Annotated in this window: 12 protein-coding genes, 1 tRNA gene and 1 pseudogene; 2 read left to right on the top strand and 12 right to left on the bottom strand. The window is 34.8% G+C overall.

All coding sequences use genetic code 11. The annotated features are described in order from the left end of the window. Positions 1-31: 31 nt before the first annotated feature. From BA1379B_RS03215 to BA1379B_RS03225, 4 genes are all read right to left on the bottom strand, one after another. The gene (locus tag BA1379B_RS03215) at positions 32-1,657 is read right to left on the bottom strand and encodes a BID domain-containing T4SS effector (RefSeq protein WP_236829075.1); all 1,626 of its coding nucleotides are present in this window, start codon (positions 1,655-1,657) and stop codon (positions 32-34) included. 78 nt (positions 1,658-1,735) lie between these two features. Then, entirely contained in the window at positions 1,736-1,903 is a 168-nt protein-coding gene (locus BA1379B_RS06725; RefSeq protein WP_153300856.1) for a hypothetical protein, read from the bottom strand. Then, positions 1,904-2,212 carry a type IV secretion system protein VirB3 gene (locus tag BA1379B_RS03220; RefSeq protein ID WP_035006340.1) on the bottom strand — a complete coding sequence of 103 codons (309 nt, stop codon included), beginning with the start codon at positions 2,210-2,212 and terminating at the stop codon, positions 1,904-1,906. Then, a complete protein-coding gene (locus BA1379B_RS03225) occupies positions 2,213-2,530 on the bottom strand; it encodes a TrbC/VirB2 family protein (protein WP_078688185.1) in 318 nt (105 codons plus the stop codon). Positions 2,531-2,905: 375 nt separating this feature from the next. Between BA1379B_RS03225 and BA1379B_RS03230 the strand changes: the two genes are divergently transcribed. Then, entirely contained in the window at positions 2,906-3,646 is a 741-nt protein-coding gene (locus BA1379B_RS03230) for a hypothetical protein (RefSeq protein ID WP_035006338.1), read from the top strand. Positions 3,647-3,866: 220 nt separating this feature from the next. Here BA1379B_RS03230 and glnA read toward each other — a convergent pair. From glnA to BA1379B_RS03260, 6 genes and pseudogenes are all read right to left on the bottom strand, one after another. Beyond that, positions 3,867-4,208: pseudogene (glnA, locus tag BA1379B_RS03235) on the bottom strand (glutamine synthetase); the annotation flags it as partial. Between the two features lie 150 nt (positions 4,209-4,358). After that, on the bottom strand, positions 4,359-4,781 hold the full coding sequence (locus tag BA1379B_RS03240) for a DUF2155 domain-containing protein (protein ID WP_035007364.1): 423 nt from the start codon (positions 4,779-4,781) through the stop codon (positions 4,359-4,361). A 64-nt stretch (positions 4,782-4,845) separates the two neighbouring features. Further along, on the bottom strand, positions 4,846-5,244 hold the full coding sequence (locus tag BA1379B_RS03245; protein WP_035007362.1) for an NADH:ubiquinone oxidoreductase subunit NDUFA12: 399 nt from the start codon (positions 5,242-5,244) through the stop codon (positions 4,846-4,848). 166 nt (positions 5,245-5,410) lie between these two features. Further along, the gene (gene gatB, locus BA1379B_RS03250) at positions 5,411-6,910 is read right to left on the bottom strand and encodes an Asp-tRNA(Asn)/Glu-tRNA(Gln) amidotransferase subunit GatB (RefSeq protein WP_035007357.1); all 1,500 of its coding nucleotides are present in this window, start codon (positions 6,908-6,910) and stop codon (positions 5,411-5,413) included. A gap of 119 nt (positions 6,911-7,029) precedes the next feature. Then, a complete protein-coding gene (gene tig, locus BA1379B_RS03255; RefSeq protein ID WP_078692378.1) occupies positions 7,030-8,457 on the bottom strand; it encodes a trigger factor in 1,428 nt (475 codons plus the stop codon). Positions 8,458-8,592: 135 nt separating this feature from the next. Next, positions 8,593-8,675, bottom strand: a tRNA-Leu gene (locus tag BA1379B_RS03260). A gap of 179 nt (positions 8,676-8,854) precedes the next feature. On the opposite strand from BA1379B_RS03260, the gene trmFO reads away from it, so the two are divergent. Continuing rightward, a complete protein-coding gene (gene trmFO, locus BA1379B_RS03265) occupies positions 8,855-10,234 on the top strand; it encodes a methylenetetrahydrofolate--tRNA-(uracil(54)-C(5))-methyltransferase (FADH(2)-oxidizing) TrmFO (RefSeq protein ID WP_078692379.1) in 1,380 nt (459 codons plus the stop codon). A 594-nt stretch (positions 10,235-10,828) separates the two neighbouring features. Here the strand turns inward: trmFO and BA1379B_RS03270 are convergent. Both BA1379B_RS03270 and lon read right to left on the bottom strand, forming a co-directional pair. After that, on the bottom strand, positions 10,829-11,107 hold the full coding sequence (locus BA1379B_RS03270; RefSeq protein WP_035007353.1) for an HU family DNA-binding protein: 279 nt from the start codon (positions 11,105-11,107) through the stop codon (positions 10,829-10,831). A gap of 232 nt (positions 11,108-11,339) precedes the next feature. Next, positions 11,340-13,763, bottom strand: a complete 2,424-nt coding sequence (gene lon, locus BA1379B_RS03275; RefSeq protein WP_035007432.1) for an endopeptidase La — start codon at positions 13,761-13,763, stop codon at positions 11,340-11,342. Between the last annotated feature and the right edge of the window lie 109 nt (positions 13,764-13,872).

Below are 13,872 nucleotides of genomic sequence, written 5' to 3' on the forward strand. Positions count from 1 at the left end.
GTTATAATTTTGTTATAAAAAAGCTTGTATTTTAAACGGCTACGGCCATCTGTATAGACTTATTCACTTTCAATTGTTGAAGTTGTCGATACATTTTTTTTGCTTCATTAACAGTGCTTATAAGTATTTTTGCTTTATGTTCTGACATACCAATACTTTCAGCGATTTGTTTATAATCACCTTCTCTGAATGCTTGAGATTCTGTCTCTGAAAGACGAGATTCAAATTTAGTCAAAAAGGAAATAAGCTCTTTTTGGATCTTAACACAATTTTCTACATTTAAGGCTTGTGATTTCTCATTTTGAACCACGCTAAGGATATCTTGCATTAGCTTACTAGGCAGTCTTACTTCTTGTAAAAGGCGTTTTTGTTCTATTACATGATTTCTAATGATTATATTTTTAGTAATTTGTACGGAACGCATATAATTTTTAATTTTTTGACTAAGCGGTGCAAGATTCCTTTCAGCTATTCTGCGTCCTGGAGTTCTTATACCCAATATTTTAAAACCAGCTAGCTTAGCAATAGATTCAGGATCATTTAAAATTTGTTCAGGAATTTTTTTACTTACTTCTCGTCCTTTATTAATTATATCAATACTTGGATCTAACGCTTTTGAATTTCCATAAACAATTTGTGATAAATTCTCAATTTCTTTTCGATTGTTTTGAAGTTTAATATGATTCTCAATTTTTTGAAGAATTTTTTCTGACGTTAAAGGAGGTATTTTTTCTGCTGGGATGAGAATTTGATCTAAATCTTTATTTATTGAAACTGTAAAAGTAATCTCATCATTAGGTTTTAATGCCTTAAGCTGTCCTGGTGTAAAATAATCTTTACAGCATACCATATAAAAGTCTACTGTTTCAACTATAATAGAATCCGCATTACTAGCCTTATAAAAACCTGTATAAGTCACACCTTCACGTGGTGTTATGATAATTTGATCATCCAAAAAATTACATGCATGCTTATTATTAGACACAGCATTTAAATAATCCTTCAAAATGCGTCTTTTTTCTGGATTAGAGATATCTTCGAACAAATGTTGCATCGTTTCATAATTTACATTACCTTCTACAGGTATCGCATCATTACAAGCATGTATCATGCGTTTTTGAGTCACAACTGAAAAATCAAGTTTATGGCCTGCAGCTTCAGCAAGTCTTTCAAAAAAGACTCGTTGTGCAAGCCCATTCCCATCTCTAAATGGATGTATATAGTTGAGAAAGGAAAAAAGCTTCGTTGCTTCATCAACAAATTCTTCACGCGATAAGCCTTGTAAATTATTTTTTTTCGAAAGCACTTGATCAAATTTATGTAAACTTTTTGGAACTGCTTTACTCTTTTTAAAAAAAGCATTTGAATTTGGTATTTGCATCTTTGAGATGTTAGCAGCTACGCCATTTTTAAATTTAAATGTAAGATCACGCGTACAGCCAGCCCATTCGAACGTATCTTCAAATAAACATTTATGAATATGTTTCAAATAAGAGGAATTAAACTTATTTGGCAGAGCTTCTTGACGCAAACGAATAATCGCTTGCTCTGAATGATACGCGCTCTTTTCATGAAGAGCTTGAGAATTCTTTATTCCATATTTATTGATTAATACATCACTGTTAGGATAAGTGTAATCACAATCAAAAGAAGGCAAATCTTTTCTTTTTGAAGGCTTTAAAATTACTCTTAAAGATTTTTTTCTCATATTGCTCAGAGCTAATTATATTGAAAATTAAGAATATCCTTTGATATCTGCAGTATCAAAATTGATTCCTTCGATAGAAATCACTGTCATCAAGCAACGGGAGTCTAATGCAATCACATGCTGATTGACATGACGAACATAAGGAATAAATTCCTCAGGTAGAGATTCCCGTTTCATCACTGACAGTTGTCTCACTTATTTTAGCTCCTTGTATGTACGGACAAGACGGAGAGGAGACGTAGATCCTCCACCCCATCTTGTCAGGTTTTTTTGTTTCCCTCGAGTATTGAGCCACGCGAATAAAACACGAAATTGGTTATGATCGCGTTTTGTGATTTCGCGTAAAATAAAATGCAAACCAACTCCAAGACCGATCATTGAAAAGCTGCTTGTTATGATAAAAAGAGTAGATGTTGCCATGACATTTAAGGCCATTGCTTCTACGGTAACACCTGCAAACATCGCTGGTCGTGTGCAAGCAAGAAAAAGAGTATCTTCATTCATTTATGATGAACTCCCCATTAATAACGTAACAAGAGCCGAAGCACCAAAAACAATACCAATACCAAGAACACAATATGCTGCTTTGCGTAAATCAATAACACCATACATCCAACCAATACCCACAGCGGCAACACAGATCGTTGCAATGAGCTTCGCTGTTGTCCCTGTCATCATTGTAACAATATTCCGCAAAACCGTATCAAGATTTCCCATACCGGCAGCAGCAGAATTAGCATACGCAGGGGTTAACACTGCAAACATTGATAAAAGTAGCGCAAAAGCGATATAATAAATATGCTTAGATATAATGTTTGGCATTTAATCTCCTCTTCAGAAAGAATATTGATTACAAACTGACATCATATTACTTTTACAAATTTAAAAACTTTAAAACTACAGGCCTACAACTTTAAGATTCTTTAATCGCAAGTGTTCTACCAAACTATCACAAAAATTCTTTACTAGAATTCCCCGACTGAGAGACAGAAATTAATCAAATCTATAACCAAAAAGGCTAATGTGGATATTGTTATTTTATCAAAATGACAATATCAAGAGCGTAAAATAATGTTTTTCTTTGCAAAATGTGTTTAATTTGCAACAAATGCTGTTGAGACGCTTTCTTTAAGATCTAGGAAAAAAGCAGAGATGCATAAAAAATTGTAGGATATAGAAACAATAAGGATTGGGCAAATGCGATTTAAATCGATTATTCTTGTCTACATTATCTGCTCTATAGGAATATGGATAATAAGCCAAAACCATTACAAAACAGATCTAGATATTCTCGAACCATTAAAAATGCAAGAAAACCAAGATACAATGGAGATCAAGATCGAACAAAATAAGCACTATGAAACAAGTGTGCCAAAAAAATTAGAAGAAAATGACCCAGATCTCAATTGGATCAATAGCGATTCAAATAATCATGAAGGTGTGTTTAATGGTATCGCATCTGTGACTAGTGGTGTCACATTTAAATTAATAATTCCTGCTGAACAACCTCAGCATAAACCTATCGTCCGAAATATTCACTTATATGGTGTAGATACATGTGCACCCCGTCAAAAAGCAAAATTAGATAATCAAGAATGGCCATGTGGAGCTGTCACAACAGCATGGCTGGTCACAAAAACTCTAGGACATAACTTATCTTGTAAACAAGCTGTTATAGAAAAAGAAACTCATTATGCTCAGTGCTTTGTGCAAGGAGTCGATCTAGCAGAAATAGGGCTTGCAGAAGGCATGCTGATCCTATCAAAAGACAATAAATATTCAGTTCCAACAACATATTTAAGTGCTGAACAAAACGCCTATAACAATAAAATTGGCCTTTGGTCTAGCAACTTTACTGAGCCTATACAGTGGCGCAAAAAGTATGGAACCTATAACCCTTTCGATAACCACCATCAGTTCATGTCTGAATCAAAATAAAATGCAGAAATATTCCATTAAACTTCAAAATACAAAAATAAACCAAACATAATTTTTGAAAAATAGTCTAAACGCGTAATGATAATAATCTTCTCATCGCTAGTTTCAAATGATCTCCTAATAAACATGCCTTATAAAAATCTATTTGATAGAAGGATAATCCTCTAATGAGAATGCTCTAGCATTCCATCACAATCAAACAAAAATTTTCATTCTTACATTAAACAGAATAATACATATCAAATTCAACAGGATGAGGGGTTGTTTCATAGCGCAGAACTTCTTTCAGCTTTAATTCAATAAAGGAATTAATTTGGTCATCATCAAAAACATCGCCAGATTTAAGAAAATCGCGATCTTTATCAAGAAATTCAAGTGCTTCGCCTAGGCTTCTAGAAACTGTAGGAATGTCTTTGAGCTCTTTCGGTGGCAGATCATAAAGATCTTTATCCATAGCTGGACCAGGATGTATCTTATTCTTTATACCATCTAGACCAGCCATAATAAGCGCTGAAAAGGCCAAATATGGATTCGATGATGCATCCGGAAAACGAATTTTCATTACTTGCCTATAACTATTATGCTTAAATAGCTGATTGGCTTGATAAATAGCATCCCACACAATATAGGTAAAAGTACAATGGAAATCACTTATCTGTTAATCAAAAAGGTAACCACATATTTCTTGACTTACATAACAAAGTAATAACAATCATTCATCTGTAAGAATATCAGAATTTTTTTTGCAATCTTTTAGCCATACATCATAAATAGGATGCTCAACAGCATTTAAGCCAGGACTATCTGCAAACATCCATCCTGTAAAAATACGCCGTGTTTTTTTCTCCAATGTCATTTCACTAACTTCAATAAAACTAGTAGTACGAGCTGGTTCATTTTTAGAACTTGTATAACACACTCGCGGTATTACTTGCAAAGCACCATATTGATAAACCTGACCGATATGAACTTCAAAACTAGTAACCTGCCCCGTAATTTTATCAAGACCTGTGAAAATAACAATTTCATTGCTAATACGTTCAGCTTGTACAAAACTAACTGTAAATAAAACCGCTATACCCCCTAATAAAAAAGTATAAAAAAAATACTCAAATTTTGATAATAAAAGCTTCATAATACCAAATTAATTACACCTGACAAAAATCATTACAAACATAACCAAAGAAAAAATACACCTATTACTCCTCAGGTAACCATGCATCATAATCTTCACGAGCATAAAAGTTTCCATGATTATAAGCAATAGATCCTTTTGGCCGGTAAGCTTCACTTGTACCCGTCATATTTAAAATATGCGATTTCTCCCAACTATATGATTGATAATTTTCTTCCGTAGGTGGTACATCACAACGGTGGTGAATCCATCCATGCCAACCTGGAGGAATACTAGAAGCCTCAGAATAATCTTTATAAATCACCCAGCGGCGTAAATAGCCATCCTTATGGCGACTACCTTCATAATAAACATTACCAAACTGGTCTTCTCCTATACGTTTACCATGGCGCCATGTAAAAAAGCGTGTATTAATAGTATTACCATTCCACCATGTAAAAATTTGCTTGAAAAAACCAGACATTTCTTCTCCTATTTCTTTCGAATCCTCATAAGATCACTCCAACAAGAATAAATTTATTATGATACTTAGAAACATCAATTGCAGTTGAACCAAATAACTAACTATTAATCTGTACGAATTATATCATACGTTAATATCATACTTACAGGATTTTCATCCTGATATATTAATCTATCCCAAGCTTACTTTTAACTAATTTATTAACTGTTTGAGGATTTGCCTTACCTTCTGTTGCCTTCATTACCTGTCCAACAAACCAACCAATCAAAGCAGGCTTCTCTCGTGCTTGAGAAACTTTATCAGGGTTATTGATAATAATTTCATCAACAGCTCTTTCAATAACTCCTGCATCCGTTACCTGCTTCATACCACGCTTTTCTACAATCTGATGTGGATCTCCACCTTCATTCCAAATAATTTCAAATAGATCTTTTGCAATTTTTCCAGAAATAGTTCCAACTTTGATAAGATCAATAATTGCTCCCAATTGGTTTGCTGTAATCGGAGTATCTTCAATATCACGATTATCTTTATTTAAAGCGCCTAAAAGATCATTGATCACCCAATTAGCAACCATCTTTCCATCCCGCCCATGTGCTACTTCTTCGAAATAATCTGCAATTGCTTTTTCTGTTACAAGAATAGAAGCATCATATGCGGTTAACCCCATCTCATTGATAAAGCGCGCCTTTATATCATCAGGTAATTCAGGTAATTCTGAAGCTAAAGTATCTACAAAAACCTGATCAAGCTCTAACGGTAAAAGATCAGGATCAGGAAAATAACGATAGTCATATGCTTCCTCTTTTGAACGCATAGATCGTGTTTCACCTTTTGTTGCATCAAAAAGTCGAGTTTCCTGATCTATTACACCCCCATCTTCTAAAATTGCAATTTGGCGACGTGCCTCATATTCAATTGCTTGGCCAATAAAACGAATCGAATTAACATTTTTAACTTCACAGCGCGTTCCAAAAGGTCCACCAGGACGGCGAACAGATATATTTACATCTGCACGCATAGAGCCCTCATCCATATTCCCATCACAAGTACCCAAATAACGAACAATTGTACGTAATTTTGTCATATAGGCTTTTGCTTCTTCTGATGATCGCATATCTGGTTTAGAAACAATTTCCATAAGAGCAACACCTGAGCGATTAAGATCTACAAAAGACATTGTTGGATGCTGGTCATGCATAGATTTTCCAGCATCTTGCTCAAGGTGCAACCTTTCAATCCCAATTTCAATATCCTCAAACTGACCATTCGAATCTGGTCCAATAGATACAACTACTTTCCCTTCACCTACGATAGGATACTGAAATTGTGAAATCTGATACCCCTGCGGTAAATCTGGATAAAAATAGTTTTTACGATCAAAAACAGATTTTAAATTAATTTTAGCTTTTAATCCTAAACCAGTTCGAACAGCTTGACGAATACATGCTTGATTAATAACAGGCAACATACCAGGCATAGCTGCATCAACAAGTGACACGTGATTATTCGGCTCAGCTCCAAACTTAGTTGATGCACCTGAAAAAAGCTTTGAATTTGATATGACTTGCGCATGAACTTCCATGCCAATAATAACTTCCCAATCACCTGTAGCTCCAGAAATAAAACGCTTAGGATCAGGAAGACGAGCATCAACAATTTTCATTATCAACTCACTATCAACATTTCAAATACACCCAATGGCTAACCTAAAACCATTGCCAGAGCAAGCCTAGAATACACATCAAAAAATAATTTATCAGAACTATTTTATTAGCATAAATTTTAACTTGTTTTAGAGATTTTCTTTTTAGTTGAAGCCTTTTTTATACCTTTTTCTTTTACTGCCGATTTTTTCTTGGCAGAAGTCTTGTCAGTTAAACCTGCTTCATCATATTCTTTCATCAACTCTTCAATTGTCACTTTTTTATCTGTTATTTTTATCTGTGTAAGCAAATAATCAATAACTTTTTCTTCAAAGATTGGAGCGCGCAGATTAGCAACAGCTTCTGGTGTGCGGCGGAAAAAATCCATCATTTCTTTTTCTCGTCCAGGATATTGGCGGACTTGTTCAAAAACTGCAGCCTTTAATTCATCTTCACTTACTTGAACTCCAACTTTTGTACCAATTTCAGAAAGTACTAAACCAAGCCGAACACGACGCTTCGCAAGCATGCGATATTCTTCTCGCGCTTGTTCCTCTGTGATGCCCTCATCTTCAAAACTTTTGCCCATCCTTTTTAAATCTTCATTGATATGATTCCATATATTATTAAATTCAATCTCTAAAAGTTGTTCAGGAATATCAAAACTATAATCTGCATCTAAAGCATCAAGAACTTGTCGCTTAATTTTTTGACGTGTCATAGAACCATATCGACTTTCAACCTGTCCACGAACGACTTCACGTAAGCGATCAAGAGACTCTAAACCAAGTTTTTTTGCTGCTTCATCATCAATTTTCAATTCATCCGGTTTAGCAACAGTTTTAACAGTAATATCAAACTCTGCATTTTTACTAGCTAAATGCGCAGCACTATAATCATCAGGAAATTTAACAGAAATTGTTTTTACATCACCTGCTTTTAAACCAATTAATTGCTCTTCAAAACCAGGAATAAACTGTTTCGAACCAAGAATCAGTTGTGCATCTTTATCAGAACCACCATCAAATGGGACGCCATCAATTTTCCCTAAATAATCAATTGTTATGCGATCATCTTCTTTTGAAGGACTATTCTTTTGCGAATAACTACGAGTAGAAGAAAGAATCCGCGTTACTTGCTCATCAACTTCTTGTTCAGGTATATCAGCAATTTCGCGAACGATTTCAATATTTTTGAAGTCTTTAACCTCAAATTTTGGCAAAACCTCGTACTTCAAACTAAAAACAAAATCAGCCTTACCATCTATAACTTTTTTATCTTCATCTATATCAATTTGCGGTTGCATTGCTGAATATTCATTACGCTCTGCTAAAATAGAACGCGGAGCATCGTTAATGATCTCATTAAGAATTTCAGCCATAAAAGATTTACCGTACATTTTTCGGAGATGATCAGATGGAACCTTACCCGGACGGAATCCTTTAAGTTTGATCTTACCTTTGGTATCATCCAACCGTTCATTTAATTTTGCTTCCAAATCTTTCACTGGAACCACAATCTTAATTTCGCGCTTCAGTCCTTCGTTAAGCATCTCAGTAACTTGCATCGAACAACCTTTATTTCTCTGAGGAGATAGATAAACCTACTCCAATAACAACAATAATTCTAACACTTTAAATGCTAGATCTAGATAAACGGACTTCGTATACACAGCTATCCGTAGCGCTTAAAGCTATTACTTTGGTGCGGATGGAGGGACTCGAACCCCCACGGTCTCCCGCCAGAACCTAAATCTGGTGCGTCTACCAATTTCGCCACATCCGCTCAAATTTATAAACAAAAACTTCATGTCAGCGGCGTTTCTATAGCATTCAATTCCAACCAATTAAAGAAAAAAAGCAAATGGGTATCCTTTATTAACTCAATAAATAATTCTTTTCACAAAATTATAGAGATAAAATTCATCCTTTTCAAAAAGGACTCCTTACACTAAAAAGTAATTCATGTTAAATAAATCGAAAACTCCAATCCATATTATCGGCGGCGGTCTTGCAGGCAGTGAAGCAAGTTGGCTAATTGCTCAATTAGGAATTCCTGTTGTCTTGCATGAAATGCGCCCAAAAAGAAAATCTGATGCTCATAAAACAGATAAACTTGCAGAGCTCGTCTGTTCAAATTCATTTCGTTCAGATGATGCATCAAAAAATGCTGTAGGACTTTTACATGCTGAAATGCGATTAGCCAAATCGTTAATCATGAAGGCTGCAGATAGTAATAAAGTACCAGCTGGAGGTGCACTTGCTGTTGACCGTGATGAATTCTCAAAAACTGTTACAGAAACACTTGAAAAACATCCTCTTATAACCATACAACGCAAAGAAATTCATGAGATTCCTGAAAACTGGCATAATGTTATTATTGCCACTGGTCCTCTTACCACACCAAAATTTTCTCAAGCAATACAAGCAATAACTGGAACAGAAGCGCTTTCTTTTTTTGACGCTATTGCACCCATTATTTATACTGAAAGTATTAATATGGACATTTGTTGGTACCAATCTCGATATGACAAAATTGGTCCTGAAGGAACAGGAAAAGATTATCTTAATTGTCCTCTTGATCGAGAACAGTATAAAATTTTTGTTGAAGCATTGATAAGTGGAGAAAAAGTAGAATTTCGTGAATTTGAAAATATATCCTATTTCGATGGATGCTTACCAATCGAAGTGATGGCTGAACGTGGACTTGAAACTCTAAGACATGGTCCTATGAAACCTATGGGGCTCACCAATACTCATCACCCTACAATCAAACCCTATGCTATTGTACAATTACGTCAAGATAACAAGCTGGGTACGCTTTACAATATGGTCGGCTTTCAAACAAAATTGAAATATAGTGAGCAAACACGCATCTTTAGAATGATTCCTGGTCTTGAAAAAGCAGAATTTGCACGCCTTGGTGGCCTTCACCGCAATACGTATCTCAATTCACCAATCCTTCTTGATGAAAGTCTTCGTTTAAAACAAAAACCACAACTGCGTTTTGCTGGACAAATTACAGGCTGTGAAGGCTACACAGAATCAGCAGCGATAGGATTGCTCGCTGGACGTTTTGCTGCTGCTGAATATAATCATGCTTGCCCTTCTTTACCACCCAAAACTACAGCATTTGGAGCTCTATTGAATCATATTACTGGCGGTCATATTGCTACTATCGAAAAAGGAAAAAAATCCTTCCAGCCAATGAATATCAATTTTGGCCTTTTTCCGCCTATTATTTCGACCAATGACTTAGAAAAACGATCACATAAAGAAAAAAAACAAGCTATAATTGAACAAGCCTTAAACGATTGTATTCAATGGTTAAAAAATAGTTTTTAACTGAACCATTGTATTTGATTATAATTACTACATTCGCTAATCTAATTTTTGATCTATTAAGTAATTTAGTTTATTGCTAAAAAATAATTTAAGATTGTTCATTTTGCTAACACATGTCTCATTTTTCACTATAATTCGCTATAAAAAGAAAATGTCGTAATTATATAAATATTAATACTCTAAATAATATATTTCTATTATTATAAAAACAATATTTAACAATAACTTATCTAAATATTTTAATATAATAAATGAAAGAACACGACTTGTCAGTTAGATACACTATCCAACATTAATAACGTTAGTAGAAACATCTACGCTTTTTTACACAAAAAATTAAGAAGCAAATTATCAATTAACTAAAAACAGCTATGATAATGATAAAAATAATTAAATAGATATTATCTCAATTACTGTTTAACATAAATACTCGAGTGATTACTTGAATTCCCACTACATAAATTAACACACAGTTCTTATATTTCACCCACAAAGCTAAACAATGTATCTCACAAACATGTACTAACTATTTCTAAGCATTTCTAAAAAAAAACCGGTTTATTTATAAACCGGTTTTTTAAAAAGTAGTTTGAATTATTTATTATTAACAGCTTCTTTAAGACTTTTTCCTGCAGAAAATTTAGGTACAGAACGTGCAGGAATAGTGATTTCAGCACCCGTTGAAGGATTTCGTCCTTTTGTAGCAGCACGATGAGAAACTTCAAAAGAACCAAAACCTGGAATACGAACATCACCTCCTGAAGCTAAAGCTTCTGTAACAGAAGCAATAAAAGCATCAACAGAAGCGCCAGCTTGAGCTTTCGAGATACCTGCTTTTTCAGCAACTGAATTAACCAATTCACTTTTATTCATTAAACATTTCCTTTCCCTATATTGCCGAGTAATAAAATTTAATCAGCTATAAGTAATTTTATTGAAAAGTACAGGAAACAGAAGTGCTATTTTTCCTCAATGCATTGTTTTTTAGAAATAATCGTAGTTATTCACGGAATTTTTTCATTATTTCTCTAAAATAGACAAAATTACAACTTCCTAAATGGCTCTTTTGTGCTTTTTATAGCATAATTATAGCGCATAATGTGAATCAGTGCGCAACTAACATTCCCTCATTATCACTTTCTGGTTTAACAGTTTCAGATATTGTGGAAGATTCTGTCCATTCAATAGGTTCGGGAAAACGAATCAAAGCGTGTTTAAGAACTTCACTTATATGAGTTACCGGAATAATTTCCATGTTATTTTTGACATCATCTGGAATATCAACCAGATCCTTCGCATTTTCTTCAGGAATAAGTACTTTCTTGATTTTCCCACGAAGAGCCGCAAGCAGTTTTTCCTTTAATCCACCAATCGGTAACACACATCCACGCAAAGTAATTTCACCAGTCATAGCAACATCTTTATAAACAGGTATCCCTGTTAACACTGAAACAATTGCTGTTACCATTGCAATCCCCGCTGATGGCCCGTCCTTAGGTGTAGCACCTTCCGGAACATGAACATGAATATCACGTTTATCAAAAAATGGGGGCTCGATACCAAAATCAGCAGCACGAAAACGCACATAAGACGCTGCTGCAGAAATTGATTCCTTCATAATATCGCGCAAATTACCAGTTACAGTCATCTTACCTTTACCTGACATCATAACGCCTTCAATGGTTAGCAACTCCCCACCTACTTCAGTCCAAGCAAGCCCTGTAACAACGCCAATTTGGTTTTCACCATCAATTTGTCCAAAACGATAACGCTTAACACCTAGGAAATCATTAATATTATCATCCCTAATTTCTATAAACTTTTGATCAGTCTTAAGAATTTTTGTAACTGATTTACGTGCTATTTTCATCAACTCACGCTCAAGATTCCGAACACCAGCCTCACGCGTGTAAAATTGAATAATTGATCTTATTGCATCATCAGAAACACTTAATTCTCTTTTAGAAAGAGCATGATCCTTTAACGCTTTTGGCAAAAGATGCCGTTTAACAATCTCCATCTTTTCACACTCAGTATAACCAGCAATACGAATGATTTCCATCCTATCCATTAATGGACCTGGAATATTCAGTGTATTAGAAGTTGTAATAAACATAACATTGGAAAGATCATATTCTACTTCTAAATAATGATCAATAAATGTACCATTCTGTTCAGGATCAAGAACCTCTAATAAAGCTGATGAAGGATCTCCACGAAAATCCTGTCCCATTTTATCAATCTCATCAAGCAAAAAAAGCGGATTAGATTTTTTTGCTTTTTTCATAGACTGAATAATTTTTCCAGGCATAGAACCAATATAAGTTCGGCGATGCCCACGAATTTCAGCCTCGTCACGAACACCTCCTAATGAAATACGAACATATTCCCGACCCGTTGCCTTTGCAATAGAACGCGCAAGGGATGTCTTTCCAACACCAGGAGGGCCTAACAAACAAATAATAGGACCTCGTATTCTTGATGATCTGCTCTGCACTGCTAGATACTCAATGATTCGCTCTTTGACTTTTTCAAGACCAAAGTGCTCATTGTCCATAACTTTTTCAGCAAAACTAAGATCATTTTTAATTTTTGATTTTTTATTCCAAGGAATAGCTAAAAGCCAATCAAGATAATTACGTACAACTGTTGCCTCTGCAGACATTGGAGACATATTACGTAATTTTTTGAGCTCTGCCCCAGCTTTTTCTCGCGCTTCTTTCGAAAGCTTAGTTTTTCTGATACGCTCTTCTAGTTCAGATAGTTCATCTTGCCCCTCATCACCTGCCCCTAATTCTTTCTGAATAGCCTTTAACTGCTCATTAAGATAATATTCCCGTTGATTCTTTTCCATCTGCCGTTTGACATGTGAACGAATACGCTTTTCAACTTGCAAAACGGAAATTTCTCCTTCCATAAAAGAAAGTACACGCTCAAGACGATTACGTATAGGCAATAGTGCTAGTATTTCTTGTTTTTCTGCAAGTTTAATAACTAAATGGGATGCAATAGTATCAGCAAGTTTAGAAGGATCACTAATCTGACTAACAGCACTGACAATCTCAGGAGAAATTTTCTTATTTAGTTTTACATAATTTTCAAAATAAGAAATCACTGACCGAGAAAGAGCCTTGATTTCAACATCATCATCTTTAGTTTCCTCTGCGATAGTTACATAAGCTTGAAGATAATCATCATTCTCAATAAATTGGTTAATTTTTGCACGTGCAGTCCCCTCAACCAAAACCTTTACAGTTCCATCGGGGAGTTTTAAAAGCTGAAGAATTTTAGCAATAGTACCAACATCATAAAGACCTTCTGAAGTTGGATCATCATCAGAAGCATTTTTTTGCGTAACCAGTAATATCTGTTTATCCATTACCATTGTCTTTTCAAGAGCACAAATCGACTTTTCTCGGCCTACGAAAAGCGGAACAATGATATGCGGGAAGACAACAATATCACGAAGTGGCAAAATAGCGTAAAACCCTTCTATTTCCTCGCCTGTCTTTTCATCAATATATTGCATATTTTTCCTTTCTAGAGCCTCTGACTCGCTCATAATACAAGTCACTCTTTAAAAAGCCAACTCTCTACAATAAATGAAATGATAATTATGGACCAATAAATCAAGTAAT

The sequence above is a fragment of the Bartonella sp. A1379B genome, assembly GCF_002022485.1.
Taxonomy (GTDB): domain Bacteria; phylum Pseudomonadota; class Alphaproteobacteria; order Rhizobiales; family Rhizobiaceae; genus Bartonella; species Bartonella rochalimae.

What these genes read in the sequence shown, in the direction of transcription:
- BA1379B_RS03220 (WP_035006340.1), bottom strand. Translation starts at nt 2,212, where the DNA reads ATGAATGAAGATACTCTTTTTCTTGCTTGCACACGACCAGCGATGTTT.
- BA1379B_RS03225 (WP_078688185.1), bottom strand. Translation starts at nt 2,530, where the DNA reads ATGCCAAACATTATATCTAAGCATATTTATTATATCGCTTTTGCGCTA.
- BA1379B_RS03230 (WP_035006338.1), top strand. Translation starts at nt 2,906, where the DNA reads ATGCGATTTAAATCGATTATTCTTGTCTACATTATCTGCTCTATAGGA.
- BA1379B_RS03240 (WP_035007364.1), bottom strand. Translation starts at nt 4,781, where the DNA reads ATGAAGCTTTTATTATCAAAATTTGAGTATTTTTTTTATACTTTTTTA.
- BA1379B_RS03245 (WP_035007362.1), bottom strand. Translation starts at nt 5,244, where the DNA reads ATGTCTGGTTTTTTCAAGCAAATTTTTACATGGTGGAATGGTAATACT.
- gatB (WP_035007357.1), bottom strand. Translation starts at nt 6,910, where the DNA reads ATGAAAATTGTTGATGCTCGTCTTCCTGATCCTAAGCGTTTTATTTCT.
- tig (WP_078692378.1), bottom strand. Translation starts at nt 8,457, where the DNA reads ATGCAAGTTACTGAGATGCTTAACGAAGGACTGAAGCGCGAAATTAAG.
- trmFO (WP_078692379.1), top strand. Translation starts at nt 8,855, where the DNA reads ATGTTAAATAAATCGAAAACTCCAATCCATATTATCGGCGGCGGTCTT.
- BA1379B_RS03270 (WP_035007353.1), bottom strand. Translation starts at nt 11,107, where the DNA reads ATGAATAAAAGTGAATTGGTTAATTCAGTTGCTGAAAAAGCAGGTATC.
- lon (WP_035007432.1), bottom strand. Translation starts at nt 13,763, where the DNA reads ATGCAATATATTGATGAAAAGACAGGCGAGGAAATAGAAGGGTTTTAC.